The sequence below is a fragment of the Ruminococcus flavefaciens AE3010 genome, assembly GCF_000526795.1.
Classification (GTDB): Bacteria; Bacillota; Clostridia; order Oscillospirales; family Ruminococcaceae; genus Ruminococcus; species Ruminococcus flavefaciens_D.
On sequence record NZ_JAGT01000001.1, the window covers coordinates 1087349 to 1105081 of the forward strand.

Here is a 17733-nt window from a genome sequence, read left to right on the forward strand (position 1 = left end):
ACACTCAACTACTCATTCTCTATCAACGAAATAAACGAATCATAGTACATCGTACTACTGAAAAACGCAGCTCGTTCTGATGCTCTTAAGGCATATTCATCTCTAAGTGAATGATTCTCAATTAACTTTTCCAAATTTAGTCTGATACTACGTACTACATGCTCATCCTTATGAATTAAAATAGCACCGTTTTTTACATATTCAGGTATTCCACCAGAGTAGGTTGTGATCACAGGGAGTCCACATGCCATAGCCTCTATTATAGTCAATCCAGCAGGTTCTTCCCACATGGACGGCAATACTGCAATATCTGCACTTCTGTATATATCTGGCATGTTGTCATAATCAATATAACCAGTAAATACAATACGTTTTCCCATTCTTTTTGATTCTTTACAAAGTTTGTCTTCATATGGAGAATGCGTTTTCATACCATAAAAATCCGCACCTACAATCAAAAGCTTAACTTTTTCGTTTCTGATTTCAGATACCGCCTTAATTACTTCTAATACACCTTTTTCATAACTAAGCCTTCCAGAAAAAATAACAACAATATCGTTTTCATTGAAACCTAACTGCCTTCTTAATTGCAATTTTTTCGAATATGGATTAAATTTATTAATATCAATGCAGTTATATAAAACCTTTGTGTCTTTATGTCTATACTTACCAATTTTGCTGTCAACAGAGCAAATATTATTCTTTACAAACTCACTTACACATAAAATTCGCTTACAACTTTGAATTTCCGCTTTACATCCTCCAGCAGTACGAGGAATATTATGTAAATGGAAAAATACTCTTCCATCATATCTTTTTTTATTACCAAATAGTTTAATCCCCCAAAACAGTCTAACATTGTTTTCAACAACAACACAATCATACTTTTTATTTTTAATATGTTTCCCTGTTTGAAATGCATAGTACAATATTTTCATGTTATTTCTAAAGGAAATTGCTTTTGTCTCTTTAAACAACCTCTTTATAATATTATATATCATATTATCGATTAAAGATATTATCTTAGGTATCTTTATCCAAATAAAATCATTATTTTTATACTCAAGATTCGCCTTTGAAACTGCATCCACATCATATGGGCAAATGATACTTAGATGAATTTTATTTTTGATCTGATTTTGTTTTATGATATGCTCAATCAAATTTTGCACTGCACCACCTTTTACAGAAGGAACAGGAAGGCCCCCTGGCGTTATAATGATTACATCTTTCATCTCAATCTCCATTCTTATATCTTTTTTATGAAGTATTTAATCCTCTCTGGCATGTATATGCTAGCAATATCTTTTATTGTAACCTTAGGAATTAATTCTTCAATCACAAAACTCTTAATCTGCTGCTTTCTACTTACACTAGTTATCAAACTGACATTATGAGCAATAATCTTTTCCCAAGTACTCTTTTGAATATCAAGATCTCCTTTAATCTCTTCTAAAAATTGTGTTCCTTTTTCGGAAGCGCAAATAACAGCAGAAGCACCTCGCTCCCCATGGAATTTAGAATGTTCTTTTTCCCACCCCCAAAAGTCAGCCAAAAGAAGATCACCTATACGCTTATTTGCTTTGTATTTACAATTGTAACATGTTTCTCTTAATGACTTTCCAGATAAGAAAGCTGAATAATAAGGATCCAATTTGGAATACCTATACTCATCAGTTCCATCTTCATATTTTATTCTTAATTGATAATGCTCTCCTTTTTTATGCTTATATCGATTTCTAAAAGAATACTCTTTAACTTTCTTCTTTTTTTTACTCTCTATCCATTTAATATACTCTTGAAAAAGGCCAGGAGAAGGCACTCCATGACAAGCTAATTCTACCAAAATGAGTCCATCATCATTTCCGATAAACATTTTTATCCCCGCAAGCTGACATGCTGTCCCACTATACAATACTCTTCTGCCATCTGCCAAGTCTTTTTTCACTTCATAAAACGTGTGCTCTGTATTTGACTGAACATATTTTGACTGTCTCAGATAACCTATTTTATTTTCAGATTCAATTCTAACATGATGTGTCAATAACTCTCTATCCCAAGCGCATCCATATACCACTCCACCACTTCGAATGGTTTTATTCGCTAACAGTGAAAATACTCCGCCTGATGTGCTTTGTAAAACAGTCCCCTCATCTTTAGCTTTAGCAATAAAGCACTTTTTAATACTATTTTTTTCAACATCATTAATCTCAGGGCAAACATTGCAACACATTCCGCAATTTATACATAATTGCTTATCAACACTTGGTAATAAAAAGCCTCTTTGATTTCTTACCATTGCAATACAACGCTTTGGACATTTTTGGTAACAAGCACCACACCCACAACAGTTTGATTCTAAGACACCGCTAATACTATTATTCATTACACTCACCTTGAATACATGTGACTATCCATTTCTTCGAGACTGAACTATTCTTTTTTATAAGATCGTTCTTGTTTGTACTTAAATTCTCAAAATCAAAATCACTCAATAATCGTTCATCGACTAAATGCTTTTGCAACCCATATTGTTTGATCAATGTATATATTCTCGAGTTTTGAGAGTTTTTGTCTTTATCATTGAAACGTTTAAATACTAAAAATTTCTTTTGATATAATAAAGAAAACACACTGCCGTGAAACGAATCAGTTAATACCATTTTAGAGTATTTAATTAAGCTAATCCATTGTGCTGGTCCCACATCTTGAATAATATCTCCTTGTATTTGATATTCTTCTTTTGTTACTGGAACAACTACTAATTTTACGCCAAGCATTTTTGATACTTGCTGAGCAAAGTCGAAATACTCCTTATTATATGTTAGAAAATAAGCAAACACATACTCCCCATCGACCAATCTTTCAGATGCTATTTCATCCCACTCATTAGTGTTTAAAAGGAAAACCGGGTCAACCATTACCGGAACTTCTTTTCGAATTAGTTCCTTAACTATTTTCTTACCAGAATTCTCTCTTACAGAAATATAATCAAAGTCTTGTAGTAATTCTGCTATTATCTTTTTTTTGTTTACTGGTACTCTACTAACGCCAAAACTGCATGAATAGGCAATTTTTCTTTTCTTAGAAGATACAAAATCAAAATAATATGGGGTGTTTAGCAACGCAGGAGACCAAATCTGATCACTTCCACAAATGTATATATCAAACGTTTCAGAATACTCAGTTAACTTTATATAAGAATCAATTTGTGCTGTAAGATTAAAATTCTCATTCAGGAAATTCGAAAACCTTTTCTTTTTCTGGAACAGTTTTTCCTTATCCGCTTTCTTTTCCGTCAAATAGTTTTCCATTTTTTCCATAAACAGTTTTGGAGAATTCTTACGTACTATAAGATTTTTAATTTTTTGTTTTGTACTTGCATTAAAATTAATGTTTTGCACGTTATATCCCATATTTCTCAAGAAACGTTGCAAAGCATATGCCTGAAGTACCGTCCCATAATTACCATTATGAAGCCACGTTAATATTCCAATTTTCGGCACACAACCACCCTATCTCAAAAAACTTTAACACTTTCTGTTACTGTTCTATTTACATCAAATAGCTTTAAACGTTGCTTTCCTTTTTCTATAACACGACTTTTTAATTCATTATCTTTATACAGACGTATTACTGACTCTGCGGCTGATTTATAATTATCAATATCTACTAAAAGTCCAGCATCACCAACTACATACGGAATCGCATCAGCTCTGCTTGCGACAATTGGTTTACCCAAAAGCATATACTCAGGAAGCACTAATCCAAAACCCTCCCATCTACTAAGTAAAGTCGCAACGTCAAGACATCCAGCATAATCAAGTGGATTATCAACCCATCCTGTAATAAGAAAAGATTTAGACAGTCCCAATTCCTCAACTAGCTTTTCTATTTCTTGCCTATGATTGTCTTCACCTATATCATCACCAACAATAATAAAAAAAGCTTCAGGAATCCGTTTTTTTACTATTTCAGCCATCTTAACAAACACATCCGGTGCTTTTTGAAGCGTGATACGTCCAATCATACCAACTACAAATGCCTCTTTCGGAATATCCAACTCATTTCTATTCTTAGGTTTTAAGTCCTTGTACTCATCTAAATCAATGCCATTATTAATAACCACCATTTTTTTAGCTTTACAGATCTTATGCTCTAAAGCACTCTTTTTCTCATACTCAGATATACAAATAATCTTGTCTGTCATAGGAACAAGAATTTTCTCAATCATCTCATAGATGAATAATTTCTTCCTGCTTGCACCTTTAATGTTGAACGCCCAACCATGTGGATTATAGATAAGCTTGTTCTTTAAGCCAATATCAGCAACTCGTCCAATTGCGCCTGCTTTAGAACTATGACAGTAAACCACATCTGGCTTGAACTTCTTAATTTGTTTTCGTACAGCTAAAACGCTTTTGAAATCATTACTCAGATTAATCGCATTATGCATCGTATGAATAACTGCAATATCTCTCACAATGTTTTTGAACTTATTCAAATCAAGAGAATCCGAACATACAAGAATATGTTCAAACTCTGGATATTTCTTCATCTTGGTCAGTAGTGTAACCAAGTATCTTTCTACCCCTCCGTGGGCTTCAACAACATGCAGAATAATCTTTGACACTCAAGTCACTCCTACCTTTTGGTATTTGCATTACTCATTCGTATTCCATACAACCATCATTATAGTCAAAACTATAGTATTCGAACTTTCATATCACCTTAACAATAAACAGCCTCTGCCTTATGCAGAAGCTATCTATTCTATAACATTAACAATCAAGAACACCTGTTCTCGTTCTATACCTATCTATTATTTTTACACATTGAAAAACTGTACATATCTCAACTATGTAACAAAAGCACTCTCAAAAACGTCTATTTTACGTCGTTTCCAGTCCATCTTTAATTTTATAGGTCTATATCTCCGCCGACCGTAGTCTTTGTTACGGAATAAAAACAAACGCCCGCCCTTAATGGTATTCACACAGGCATTCAGAATCACTCTGAACGCCGTACCACTGTAAAAATAACCTTAAGGGCAGACGCATTATTCATTATTTTGCAACAAGTTATCATCGCAAATTTCATCATTCATTTTTACCGCTTAATACTTTAGTGAACGTCAAAAAGACGATCTTAGTATCAACGATAATTGAACGCTCTTCTATGTATCTACGATCTAATTTGATCTGCTCAGGTAAAGGTAAACTGTTTTTCCCGCTGATCTGCCAGTAACATGAAAGCCCCGGCTTAACGAGAAGCCTGTCACTGGGTAAGCGCTTCTGCTCTTCCTCAATGAAAGGACGCGGACCAATGACTGCCATATCACCTTTAAGGATATTTATCAGCTGAGGCAGCTCGTCGATAGAAGTCGCACGAATTATTCTGCCTATCCTTGTTACTCTCGGATCATGGTCCATCTTGAAGTTTGCACCCTTATCCTGATTTTGCTTCATAAGTGAAGCTTTTACTTTTTCTGCATTTCTCTTCATAGATCTGAATTTCAGTATCTTGAAAGGTTTATTATCCTTGCCGATACGTATCTGTCTGAACAGTATCGGACCCGGATCGTCGATGAATATCGCTATCGCAGTTATCAGCATCAGCGGAGACAGCAGCACCAGCGCGATCAGAGAACATAATATATCCAGACAACGCTTAACTGCTCCGTAAAAAGGTTTGCGAACATAACTTGCTGAAAAAGCTGAACTATTTTTTTTTTCTGCTACCAATAGAAAACTTTACTGATTTTTCATCATTGTTTACATAAGTTAAATCCATTGTATTTTCCCCCTAACTAAAAATATAGTTCATAAAAAGTAAAATCAAATATACTTTTTGAGATTTAGCACCAAAGGCTAAAAGAAATTTTTTTGTCTCAGCTACTGCTGCATATCTTCTTTCTGCATTGCTCTCATATCCTTTCAGTTTAATAACTGTTATCTCATATCAGTATCTACACACCATTTAATGCTTCCCTGCTCATCAAAGCATATATCTGTCAAGTATACCATCAGATAAAGCAATGACATCAGGTTTCGCTTTCTTTTGAAGCAAGTCCCAATTAGGCTTGCGGTCATTTATATTATGCGCGTCGCTGCCGAAAGCAAATCTCTTTTCATCAGCTATCACACGCTTGACCAGCTTTTTTTCTTTCCAGCTTGAAAAAGCTTCGTTATTTATCTGCATCACGGACTTTGTGGAAAGTATCCCCTCCAATTCGTCCTTACTGTAATACTCAAGGTAACGGTGAACATGAGCAAGCATTGCTTTAAGCTTGAACTCTGCGCCGATGTTGTATATCTCCTCCGACATCCACTTTGAATATGCCCTGTACGGCAGCTCCAGAAGTATCAGTCGTGTACCTTCGATAGCAAGCTTTTCTATATCCTTGAGCTCGGAAATACCATGTTCAATGGCGACCTCTGCTCCAAGATAGATATTCTTGATAGGCGACTTGTCCTTTATTTTTTCAAAGGCAGCCTGCCTTTTTTTCATGAATTCAGCCACAGACTTTTCACGGTGAGCGTAAAAATGCGAGGTAGCAACTATACGTTCAACGCCCTGCGTCTTCATCATTTCTATCATCGCAAGAGACATTTCAACGTCCTTGGCGCCGTCGTCAATACCGGGAAGTATATGGCAATGATACTCAGTTCTCATTTCTTGCCTTTCCTTTTGCCTTTGTTGTTCTTATTATTTTTGTTAGACTTGTTTTGTGACTGATTCTTGGGAGTCTCCTTTTTTGGAGTCTCCTTCTTAGCAGGCTCTTCCTTTACTTCCTCTGCTGTTTCTTCTTCACTTGTCTCAGGCTTTGCGCCGTAATAGCCATAACCGTAGCCCGACTTGTAGTAATACTTGTCCTTGTACTTGTATTTACTGTAGTACCCGCTTCTCTTTGTCTTGACGTCATTCATAATGAAGCCAAGCATATTCATCTTGGCGAACTCTATCTTCTTGATAGCGTCCTCAACGTCCTCGGTAGTAGTTTTACCGTATCTGAGAACAACAATGATACCCGAGATGTACTTAGCAAGCTCCATACCGTCTGTAACGACGTTTACAGGAGGTGTATCAATGAGTATCATTGAGTACTCCTTGCCGAGTTCTTCAAGGATAGCGCCCATGTTCTCGGAAGCGAGAAGCTCTGATGGGTTAGGCGGTACAGGACCTGCGGTCATTACGTCAAGGTTGTTCATGACATTTTTCTGAACGCACTCTTCAAGCTTAGCCATTTTACTGATAGCCGAAGAAAGTCCCTTTTTGTTTTTAAGACCAAATATCTTATGCTGAACAGCCTTACGCATATCAGCGTCTATAAGCAATACCTTATTGCCGCCCTGCGCAAGAGCAATTGCGATATTGGCAGATGTTGTTGACTTTCCCTCACCTGGATTCGGAGAAGATACTGCAAATACCTTCTTCTCTACTGTTGAAAGTGCGAAGGTCACATTTGTACGAATTGACTTGTAGCTCTCAACTACATTGAAAGGAACATCCTTATCTGTAAGCTTAACGTGATCATCACTGTCACTGTTGTTCTTCTTTTTCTTGTCAATTCCAAATGAAGCGATCTCGCCAATTATAGGCTTCTTAAATTCCTTACCGACAGCATCTGTGTCCTTGACAGTGTTATCAAAGAAATCAATAAGGAAGATTATCATACAAGCAAAAGCAAGAGCTCCTAATGCACCAAGTGCAGCATTCTTTTTCATATTAGGAGCTACAGGTGTTTTGTAAACCTTAGCTGTATCAATTGTATTGATCTGACCTACGCCTACTGCTTCCTCAACATAATCGGGAGCAACTTCCTTAAGGTCATTGCAGACTGCTGCGGATACCTCAGCGTTTTTAGTTGTGGAAACAACTGTGATAGCAGATGTATCGGTAACAGAGGTGATCGAAAGACTATTTCTAATTGATGAAGGACTTATCTTGCCATCAACAAGACCAAAAGTTGAATTTAAAGTATATTCATCAAACTGTTCTTTTAATTTATCACCAACAGCATTCATTACTGCATCATCTTTCAGGACCTGCATATATGTATTGACAAGCTGTTTAGAATTACTAATGTTATTCTGCTGATTTGCATTTTCGGAAATACCTGTATAGCTCTGAACGTACATCGAAATATGTGATGAATATTTCAGCGGCAAAACAAACTTAGAAAAACAAAAAGCGGCTGCTCCACCGATTATTGTTACGATTATCAAAAGCCAGATTTTACTTAAAAGCAAAGATATAATGTCCTTAATAGAGTAGCTTTCGTTCATTTTTTTAAAGGTCCCTTCCCTCTTCATGATACTTTGGTATTAAATATATTTGTTCCGAATATTCATATATTTGTTGTATAATATTTATATATTTAGTAAAATTCGATCTTCTTTATACAATTTGTAATTTAAGTAGTTGATTTATACAATGGAATAATCTAAACTATGTATGTGATTATATCATAAAATGGTCAAGATTACAAGAACCATATCGAAATTTTGTGAAATTTATCTAATTTTCTCTTCCGACACATTAAATAATTCACACATGAAATATTTACCGAATATACGGGCATTATACTTTGTATATAGCATATTAAGATTTACAAGTAGTATAATTTAGTTTTTGAATTACTCGTTTCTAAAATATTAAGTCAGAAATAATATGATAAAACTTATTCTTAAATAGCGCTTCGGAGCTCAGAGCTGCTTCTTTACATTTTAGTTATTGTTTATTCATAAAGCAGACACAAGTCAAAAGTCTCCAAGCAGAGATTGTAAATTATCTATGAACAGAAGCTGATATATTGTGCGCTAATTTACCATTTCAGGCTTTAAATCTTAAAAATATTTCTATCCATATCATAAGCATATAGGCTTATAAATTAATCTGATACAAATAGCCATTCTATGGCATTTATTTTTATGTTTTTACATTACATTTTGTGCCTGATACATAAAATATTGCACTTCTCCCGCAGTTAAATAATTTCATTTAACCATGATTTAGAATTTCTTATTTATCAATTCACGATTCAATAACAATAGACGTCGTTATGCACATTATATGTTTCTGCTGATTGTACAAAATATACAGTGAGAAGAAGCTGAAATTAGCTTTTACACTGAAATTCATTCACGGTACTTGAATTTTAAGTACTAAATGTTATAATAAAACTGCAAGAGAACGTAAAGCTCTTACGGGAGGGTATATTGAAAATGAAGAGAATAATATCGGCTGTTATTTCGTTCACGCTTTGTTTCTCAACTTTTTCGGCAATTTCGGGTACAGCAGCAAGCCTGTCACCTGAAGTAAGCATTTCGGCTTCGACTCAGACTGATTCCGCATCTTACTGCGGTCCCAGCGCAACATGGTCATTATCCAACGGCACATTCACAGTAAAAGGCAGCGGTCCAATGAACTCATGGGAAATGGCAGACGATACCCCATGGTCAAGTCAAAAGTCTCAGATAAGGACTGTAGTCATTGAAAAGGGCATTACATCTATCGGTGCAGCAGCTTTTGCAGACTGCCCGTCACTAAGCTCCGTTTCTATCCCAGACACGGTCACTATAGTTGAAAGAGGCGCATTCGACACCTGCCCATCATTAGGGTCTGTGGAGCTTCCTTCAAGTGTAGCTACAATTGGAATGGACGCTTTCAGAAAATGCTCTCAGCTCCGTTCCGTAACAGTATATAATCCCGACTGCTATTTCGGCGGCATAAAGGATACTATCTCAAATACAGTTGCAGACAGCCACGGCGGCGCTACGAGCTACAGCGGTGTTATCCGCGGCTACAGCGGCTCAACTGCCGAAAGCTTCGCAAAGAAAAGCGGATATAACTTCAACAGTCTTGGAAATGTACCGAAGCCAACAACAACAACAACAACAACAACAACTACTACTACTACTACTACTACTACTACCACAAAGGCAACTACAACTTCCACTGCTAAGAAAACAACCACTGCAACAAAAACTTCAACCACTTCTAAAACTACGACCTCGTCAAAACCAACTACTGCTGTAAATCCACCTGCTCCCGAAACATTCACTACCGTCAAGGACGGAAGCTTTACATACAGGATATACAGTGATCACGCAGAGTTTGAAAAGTGTGAGAGATTCTTCTGGGGAGAGGTCAATATCCCCAATGAAAAAAACGGCGTGCCTGTTACAGCAGTCCTCGCCAATGCTTTCAAAGACAGAATGATGGTATCTGCTGTTACTGTTCCCGAAACAGTAAAAAGCATTGCTGCTTCATCATTCAGCGGCAGCGGCTGCAAGACCGTTACCATACTCGGTGCGAAATGCGATATAAACAAAGATTGCGGAATCAATTGCAAGGTCCGCGGATATGACAACTCCACAGCACAGGCTTATGCTTCCGAAAAGGGTCTTGCTTTTGAATCGCTGGGGCCCTCACCTGCTCCTGCTCCGTCTGCGAGTCCCGATGTTACATTTGGCGATTCAAACTGCGACACGGCAGTCGACCTTTCAGACGCAGTCCTCATTATGCAGGCTTTTGCAAATCCAAATAAATACGGTATTACAGGTACTCACGAAAGTCATATTACCGATCAGGGTCTTAAAAACGGTGATGTATTCATGCGCGGCGACGGTATCACTATGAACGACGCTGCAACTATTCAGCTTTACCTCCTTGGTAAACTGGATTCGCTCCCTGCTGATAAGTAAGTTTTAAAAGCGGATAAGCTGCTGTAAAGATGCTTATCCGCTTAATTATTTGTGGTGATATGTAGTGCTCGATTTTTTTGTATTCTGTAGTTTATCATACCTACTTTTAGCTAATATTAGCTGAACGAAACAATCGTTCTTCACGCAAGTGTTGAAAGTCGTTGTGAATGAGTACAGTTTCATCTAATGATTTTTATTCAATAGAGCCAATCAGAAGTTAGTTAACATTAATAATTAATGCGCCTAAAATTTCAGCAGACTTGTCCACTGAATCACGTTAAATAGGGATATTCACATGTTAAATATTTTGTTCGGCAGCTCAGTTTTGTGCTACCTTGTACGATGCGGTTCACCAAACCGCTGGTAATGAACTATCTCGCGCTCACGCAGGAAGCGTATGGGATCACGTACATCGGGGTCATCGGCAAGTCTGAGTATATTGTCATAGGTGGTGCGGGCTTTTTGCTCGGCTGCCATATCCTCGGAGAGATCGGTTATAATGTCGCCCTTGGACTGGAAATAGGCCGCAGTAAACGGTGTTCCCGAAGCTGCCACAGGATAGATGCCTGTGGTGTGGTCGACAAAATAAGTGTCAAAGCCGCTTGCCTTTATCTCCTCAATAGAAAGATCTTTTGTTAGCTGGTAAAGTATGGCTGAGATCATCTCGAAGTGAGCTAGTTCTTCAGTTCCAATGTCAGTAAGAAGTCCCTTTACCTCGCCGTATGGCATGGCGTATCTCTGGTTAAGATAGCGCAGAGACGCCGCAAGCTCTCCGTCAGGACCTCCGAGCTGCGAAATTATGACCTTGGCAAGCTTGGCATTGGGCGTTTTTATCTTTACAGGGTACTGTAATTTATTGGCATATCCATGTTGTACATAACCACTATAAGAACTCCACACTCAGCGAAAGGTCCGAATCGGATTTGCTTCTGCTCATTCTTTGAGTTTTGGTGTACCATATCTTCCTGACGGCTGCATGGAGCAGCCTGTTTTTCTCAACAGCGTCAGAGCTCCTGAATTTATCGATAATATATTGAAGTCTTACTGCTGCTTCATCAATTGACAGCTGCGGTGTTTTCTCTTCCTTTTCGAGCTCCTTTATGGAAGCTTCAAGGGCGCTTATCCTCTCGTTTACTATCCCTGAACGCTCAATAAAAGTATTTATATCATATACCTCCTGCTCCAGCAAGTCATAGAGCCTTGACAGCTGATGCTTCGATCTTTCAAGCTCTGCCGCAATCAGCGCCTTTTTGTCAGGCTGTTCCCTTTCATCGGTGCTGCCATTCCATTTCAGTCTTTTGAAGCTGTTCAGCCTATAGCGCAAAGCCGCCATTACAGCTTCGTCAACAGCTTCTGTATCAGAGCTGACAGTCTTTCCGTGGCACTCTCTGTACACGCACAGCATATGCTCATGTCCGCTGTTAGCGATGTATCTTCGTTTTAACTGATGTCCGCAGTTCCTGCAATACAAAATGTGATTGTAATAGTTCCGCAGCACATGGTTTGTATGGAGCTGAGCAGCAGGAGCGGTCTTTTTCTTATTCTGCACCGACTCAAATATCTCTTCACTGATTATGGGCGCGTGAAGTCCCTTGTAAAGCGTATCGCCGTTTGACTTGGTTTTCCAGCCCACCTTTCCGCAGTAAACAGGATTAGCAAGTATCTTCTTAATGCTGGGCGGCTCCCAGTATGGGCTTTTCCGAGGACTGATGCCCATTCGGTTCAGCTCACTGGCAATGAATTTTGCACCGTGACCGTCAAGGTACATGCTATATATGAGCCGCACTGTCTCCGCTTCTTTGGGAAATATCTCAAGGGTATGCACTTTAGGCTCCGGATTTATCTTCCGATAACCGTATGGAGCGGTCGTGCCTATATAGTTGCCCTCCCTGACGGAAGCAAGCCTACCTGCCTGCATACGCCGCTTTATGGTTTTGTACTCCCTGCGGCTCATAAACAGTGAGAACTCGAAGTATTCCTCATCGAATTCATTATCGGGGTCGTATGTCTTGGTCGGAGTGATTATCTTTGTTGAGGAATCCCGAAAAGCCTGCGCGACTACGCCCTGATCTATGGTATCTCCGCGGGCAAGCCGCTCTATCTCCACAACAAGCACTCCTGCGTATTTTTTATCTGTAACGTCAGCAAGAAGAGCCTGCATCTGCGGACGGACAGCAATACTGTCACCGCTGACTATCTCCTTGTAAATTCTAACAATATTCAGTTCCTGCTTCTTGGCAAGCTCCATTAGCATATTCCTGTGGCGGCTCAGTGTCTCTCCCTCGCCCCGTGCTTCTGCCTCGGCATCAGCTCTCGACTTTCGCAGATAAATGCAGTATTCTTTCATTTCATCACGCCCTGTCAGTAAATATAGTCCCTTACATTATAGTATAAAAAGCCCGAAAAATTTACTGTCAAGCTGTACAAGCGATACTGCATACGTTTATGTAAAGGAGATGATAATATGGCTAAAAAACGCGGTGGGCTTTCTCTGTGGGAGCGTTCGGGATACGATGTTATTTCCGAGACAGAGACCGAAACCGAACTCATAGCTGTTCTGCGGACAAAATACAGCGGTGCAGCAATAACCTGTCATATTCCCAAGCATACCATGGAGGAAGAAGAAAGGCTGTCAGCTGATATAACATATGCCCTCATGCAGATAGCATACACAGGGCATGATATCAGTCATATGAAGTCCATGGAGGTAATTGTGGACTGAAAAACATACACATAAAGCAAGCCTCGGGGATATCCCCGAGGCTGTTTGCATCAGCGCCTTGACAGTGCCTTTTCCATAACTTCCTGACATACTACATCGTCCGCTGTCTCACCGCTGACCTTGTAGAGCTTGTCTGCGATCGCCATATAGGCTATATCCTCGGGCATGAGCCTGCCTGTAGGACATATTATCGTATCCTCCGTCATATCAAGATGAGTTACCGCTATGGACAGCCTTTCACCCTCTGCCATGTGCTTCCTGTCCAGTGCCAGTGAAGCCATGAATTCGGGAAGGTCGAACCAGCCATACCTGAAATTCCCTTGAAACTCATTTGGAGCATTAGTCTTGTCGTACAGCCCGAACTGCTTTGCGATGTCCTTTGATTCCGTATCGAACCTGCCTGCGCCGTGTCTTGTGAAGAAAGACCTTGTCACGTAGCACACCTCTGTGTCACGCTTTTCAAGTCTGTCCAGTATGGCGCGGATATTCTTCATGCCTGTGCTTGAGGGCGTAAGATGAGGAAAGTAGTCCTCCCTGTACTGATCCAGCATTAGTCCCTGTGCGCCCTCGAATACTGCCGTATCGTACTGCTCGATGACCTGCTCGTCTGCTTCGCGGCACTGTGCTGCCATAGCGTAAAGGTCGTCAAGATAGTTTTCCGTGAGCAGCTCACTGCCCAGTATATCCATAAGATCATCTTTGGCTCTGCCTGTGATGCCGAAGTCATCGGCTCTCTTTGGACAGTATTCCATGTTAATGGAGTTTATCCGCGCAGCCAGTATTTTTCTGTCTGCTTTCAGCATATCCCCGTATCTGAGTGTATATCTGCTGTCACGGTTTCGCACTATGGTCTCGAATATCCCCACTCCGCAGCTGCCGTGACGGCTCTTGCCCCGCATCGTCTCCACAAACTGATTAAGGAGCATATCGCAGGGGAGCGTCACTATGCAGCGGCTGTCAATGAAGATATTCCCCATATCCTTTCCGAGAACAGCAGCCTCCTTTGAAAAAAGCATAGGGTTAAGGATAAAATATTCGGAAAGATATGTGTCCGCGCCTGCAAAGCCGCCCGAACCTATATGTGAGAAAACGTGCCTTTTGCCATCGGCAGTACATACGGTATGACCTGCCTGAGCGCCGCCGTTGCTGCGGATATTTATGACGTTATGGCTGAGTCGGCAGTAATAGTCCGTCATGAGACCCTTGCCCTCGTCGCCAAAATTCGCTCCTATGACCGCATATGCTTTTTTCATATTATCACCTCAGAATCTTATTATTCCGCTGAGTACTCCCCTTTTCCGTGCAGGAAGTCCGCTGAGAGCGTTCCTTACAGCAAGCTGTGTATCGCCGTCCCATGAGTTGATTATGTCCTCTTTATCACGTCCTGCGACGCTTTCAAGTAGGGATACCATTATCTCGGGGATAGCGTTAACGTCTGTTACCGCTATGGCTCTTTCGCCCATGAGCCTGCGCCATTTAGGCAGCTTTACCACCTGTTCGCTGCGTCTGTCCATTACCATGAGGTGGAAGACGTCGTACTTTCTGCTCACCTGCGCAAGAAGTGCAGCTGTGTCGATATCCTCTCTCACGTTGTCGCCGAATACCTTTTCTATCTCCTGCTTCAGAAGCTTTTCGGGGTAGCCGTCATCGCCGAGAGTGAAGATAACGCCCTTTTGCTTACGCTTTTCCCATGCGTCTGTCTTTGTCTTGTTAGCCGCGAAATACCATACCAGCGGATAGCTCTCGAAGCCATTTCCGCCGCCGCCCTTTTCAAACCACAGGTCTGTGAGCTGGCTCGCTATGCGTATATCGGACTCGAACTGTGTAGCCTGCAGCGGTGAACGGTCGCATCTTGAATCGCCCACTGCGCAGAACATTATCTGGGGACCCTCTACGGGCTGACGTTCAAGTATATCCTTGACCATTTCGCCAAGCTTCTGGGCAGTAACATTGAGCAGGTCGCTCATTGAGCCTGTAACGTCAAGTCCTATAATGATAGGAGTTGTTACAGGGTGGTCTGCCGAATCGAAGCTTTCTCTCACCTTTATCAGGCGCGGATCGTACTTCGGATCGATCTTTGTTGCGCTGTAGATATCGTTAACCTTTTTTCCTGTGATCTTGGCAGATGAATATTTTTTCCAGTCTGCTGAGCTCCATGCACCGTATCCCATAAATGTACCTCCTGTAAGTTTTATTTTCAGCCTGCAATATCAGGCAGTCTGACGTTCATATGTGTGAATCTTCTTTCACCGTAGCCCTTGATTATAGCTTCTTCCCACTTTTCCATCTCCTCGGAAGCCGAGGTGCTGCATATGCTCTCGGCATAATCCCTTATGGCAGACGGAGCTTCATCGGTCAGTATCCTCCTTGCAAGCGCCTTTACACTTTCAAGGTCGGTGATGTGACGAGCTATACCGTCGGTCATGGAATCCGCGGAGAGAGAATTGTACACGGTTGACTGAACTCCTGTCATCTTGTTTCCCTCTCTTGCGGCGAACCACCAGCCGCCCCCAACTCTCAGAGTATGCTGCTCAGGGTCAATGAGGAGATTTTCCTCTGCGAGACAATTCCAGACTATCCCTTTCAGCTCCGCGTAGCAGCATATCCCAAGCAGACGTGATATTATCCATGCAGCGTGTCGGTCGTCCAGCTTGCCGCCGTAGAAATCCAGCACCTTTGTCAGAGGAAGCTCCCCTGCACGCTTGCAGGTCTCTATGAGCAGTCCCTCATCGGTATCGAATATGCGCGATACTACGGGAAGAAAAACCTCTGCCTGCGCCAGTATCTGCTGTGGAAGATACTCCCTGAAAAACAGGTCTGACCGCGCTTCGGAATTGTAAAAGCAGTCGGTTGAATTGCCGTCGATGAACAGATACACGTTCCTCTCGCCGATGTACTCCGCTCCGTACTCCTGCGTGATATCCATGAGATATTTTACTCCGTAGGCGTGGCTGCCGCTGTGGAAAAGCTTTTCCTTAGCGGTATGAGCTTTTTTCAGCTTGCCGTACAGCTCGTTGATGACTGCCGAAGCCTCGGGAGCACGGGGGTCGCTGCACTTATCGGGGTGGTACTTCACCATCAGCGCCATGTATATGGGCTGAGCCAGTGCCATATCATCAGGAAAGATATCGCTGCAGCACTTGCATTTCAATATCTCGGATATATCCATGTGTCTCCCTCCTTTTTTGTTAGAATCAAAATGATATTATCAAACTCCAAAAATAAAAGACGTCCGAATTAATATCCTTTTGTTACTATCATAATAACATTATCAGTTTGATTTGTCAATAGCTTTGAGCACGTTTCTCCGTTTATCACAATCAGATACTATCATTTTGATATCATCTATGTACATAGTCCACAAATCGCTGTCTCGCCGTATTGACACAGGCAGCTTATATGTGTTATTATTAATCAGATATTATCGCTGGAGGTCACTATGGATTACGATATAACCAAATACGACAGGCCCTCTGTAGCTGCGGATATTGTGGTATTTACCGTCCGCAGGAGCAGCAGCGAAAGCTACAGACACCTTTCAAAGCCTGTGCTTTCCGTGCTCCTTATCAGGCGTACAGAAGCCCCCTTTGACAATATGCTGTCGCTCCCCGGCGGATTCTGCTGCCGTGAGGAGACTATTGAAGAAACTGCATTCCGCAAGCTGAAAGAGAAAACAGGTGTGGACTGCCCTCCCCTTTCCCTGCTCTGCAACCTTTCAAGACTGGGCAGAGACCCACGCGGCTGGATAATTTCCTGCTGCTACTGGACTGTCATCGAGTACACTAAGGCGACTACGGAAAAAAACGCGGAATGGTATGAGGTCTCGCTGAAAGAGACCGACGGCAGATACACTCTTGTGCTCACCGACGACAACGGCAAGGAATACGTCTCAGAGGTCATGCTGAACAATCCCAACGAGCTGTATAACCAGTCCGCAGAGGCTGATATCCCTAAAAACAGCCTTGCATTCGACCATGCGGAAATAATCGTCAACGCCCTGCTAAAGCTGAGAAGCAGCCTTGAAAAGCCCTATGCCGCTTTCAGACTGCTTCCCGAGAAGTTCACCCTCACCGACCTCCAGCAGGTCTACGAAGCTATACTGGACAAGAAGCTGATAATGGCGAATTTCAGGCGCAAGATAGCTCCCTACGTTGAGGAGACAGGAGACATTGAGGGCGGTGCGGGACATCGTCCGTCGAAGCTCTTCACGAATAGATCATATAAATTGTAGGGGCGGATATTATCCGCCCGAAGTGTAAGGGATGGCGTCCTCGGCGCCCCCTGCTTTATGCCGCCATTCAT

15 protein-coding genes are annotated in these 17733 nt (G+C 41.2%); 3 read left to right on the forward strand and 12 right to left on the reverse strand.

The features are described 5' to 3' along the window. Positions 1 to 8: 8 nt before the first annotated feature. The 7 genes from N774_RS0104605 to N774_RS0104635 form a co-directional block, all read right to left on the reverse strand. Entirely contained in the window at positions 9 to 1247 is a 1239-nt protein-coding gene (locus tag N774_RS0104605; RefSeq protein WP_080770430.1) for a glycosyltransferase family 4 protein, read from the reverse strand. 2 nt (positions 1248 to 1249) lie between these two features. Further along, the gene (locus N774_RS0104610) at positions 1250 to 2386 is read right to left on the reverse strand and encodes a Coenzyme F420 hydrogenase/dehydrogenase, beta subunit C-terminal domain (RefSeq protein WP_024860110.1); all 1137 of its coding nucleotides are present in this window, start codon (positions 2384 to 2386) and stop codon (positions 1250 to 1252) included. Beyond that, complete coding sequence (locus N774_RS0104615; protein ID WP_024860111.1) at positions 2379 to 3506, reverse strand: polysaccharide pyruvyl transferase family protein; 1128 nt, start codon at positions 3504 to 3506, stop codon at positions 2379 to 2381. Before N774_RS0104615 ends, N774_RS0104610 begins: the two co-directional genes overlap by 8 nt. 14 nt (positions 3507 to 3520) lie before the next feature. Beyond that, positions 3521 to 4633: a glycosyltransferase gene (locus N774_RS0104620; protein WP_024860112.1), complete on the reverse strand. Its 1113-nt coding sequence runs from the start codon at positions 4631 to 4633 to the stop codon at positions 3521 to 3523. A 466-nt stretch (positions 4634 to 5099) separates the two neighbouring features. Next, positions 5100 to 5744 (reverse strand): sugar transferase, encoded by a 645-nt coding sequence (locus N774_RS0104625; RefSeq protein WP_024860113.1) that lies wholly within the window; start codon positions 5742 to 5744, stop codon positions 5100 to 5102. 253 nt (positions 5745 to 5997) lie between these two features. Next, positions 5998 to 6675, reverse strand: a complete 678-nt coding sequence (locus N774_RS0104630) for a CpsB/CapC family capsule biosynthesis tyrosine phosphatase (RefSeq protein WP_024860114.1) — start codon at positions 6673 to 6675, stop codon at positions 5998 to 6000. Next, on the reverse strand, positions 6672 to 8315 hold the full coding sequence (locus N774_RS0104635; RefSeq protein WP_037280132.1) for a polysaccharide biosynthesis tyrosine autokinase: 1644 nt from the start codon (positions 8313 to 8315) through the stop codon (positions 6672 to 6674). The genes N774_RS0104630 and N774_RS0104635 overlap by 4 nt, the downstream gene beginning before the upstream one ends. A gap of 912 nt (positions 8316 to 9227) precedes the next feature. Between N774_RS0104635 and N774_RS18030 the strand changes: the two genes are divergently transcribed. Further along, on the forward strand, positions 9228 to 10709 hold the full coding sequence (locus tag N774_RS18030; RefSeq protein ID WP_024860116.1) for a leucine-rich repeat protein: 1482 nt from the start codon (positions 9228 to 9230) through the stop codon (positions 10707 to 10709). 330 nt (positions 10710 to 11039) lie between these two features. Here N774_RS18030 and N774_RS0104645 read toward each other — a convergent pair whose 3' ends face one another. Next, complete coding sequence (locus tag N774_RS0104645; RefSeq protein ID WP_024860117.1) at positions 11040 to 11609, reverse strand: manganese catalase family protein; 570 nt, start codon at positions 11607 to 11609, stop codon at positions 11040 to 11042. Continuing rightward, positions 11593 to 13056, reverse strand: a complete 1464-nt coding sequence (locus N774_RS0104650) for a recombinase family protein (protein WP_024860118.1) — start codon at positions 13054 to 13056, stop codon at positions 11593 to 11595. Before N774_RS0104650 ends, N774_RS0104645 begins: the two co-directional genes overlap by 17 nt. 117 nt (positions 13057 to 13173) lie before the next feature. Between N774_RS0104650 and N774_RS0104655 the strand changes: the two genes are divergently transcribed. Continuing rightward, positions 13174 to 13431 carry a hypothetical protein gene (locus N774_RS0104655; RefSeq protein ID WP_024860119.1) on the forward strand — a complete coding sequence of 86 codons (258 nt, stop codon included), beginning with the start codon at positions 13174 to 13176 and terminating at the stop codon, positions 13429 to 13431. Positions 13432 to 13481: 50 nt separating this feature from the next. On the opposite strand, the gene N774_RS0104660 is transcribed toward N774_RS0104655, so the two are convergent. From N774_RS0104660 to N774_RS0104670, 3 genes are read right to left on the reverse strand one after another with little or no spacing between them, the layout of a single operon-like run. Then, positions 13482 to 14684, reverse strand: a complete 1203-nt coding sequence (locus N774_RS0104660) for an adenylosuccinate synthetase (protein ID WP_024860120.1) — start codon at positions 14682 to 14684, stop codon at positions 13482 to 13484. Between the two features lie 9 nt (positions 14685 to 14693). Beyond that, the gene (locus N774_RS0104665; protein ID WP_024860121.1) at positions 14694 to 15602 is read right to left on the reverse strand and encodes a hypothetical protein; all 909 of its coding nucleotides are present in this window, start codon (positions 15600 to 15602) and stop codon (positions 14694 to 14696) included. A gap of 26 nt (positions 15603 to 15628) precedes the next feature. Then, entirely contained in the window at positions 15629 to 16600 is a 972-nt protein-coding gene (locus N774_RS0104670; protein ID WP_024860122.1) for a J domain-containing protein, read from the reverse strand. A gap of 270 nt (positions 16601 to 16870) precedes the next feature. Here N774_RS0104670 and N774_RS0104675 point away from each other — a divergent pair, with 270 nt between their 5' ends. After that, positions 16871 to 17662, forward strand: coding sequence for an NUDIX hydrolase (locus tag N774_RS0104675; protein WP_024860123.1), 792 nt, complete (start codon positions 16871 to 16873; stop codon positions 17660 to 17662). Positions 17663 to 17733 lie beyond the last annotated feature (71 nt).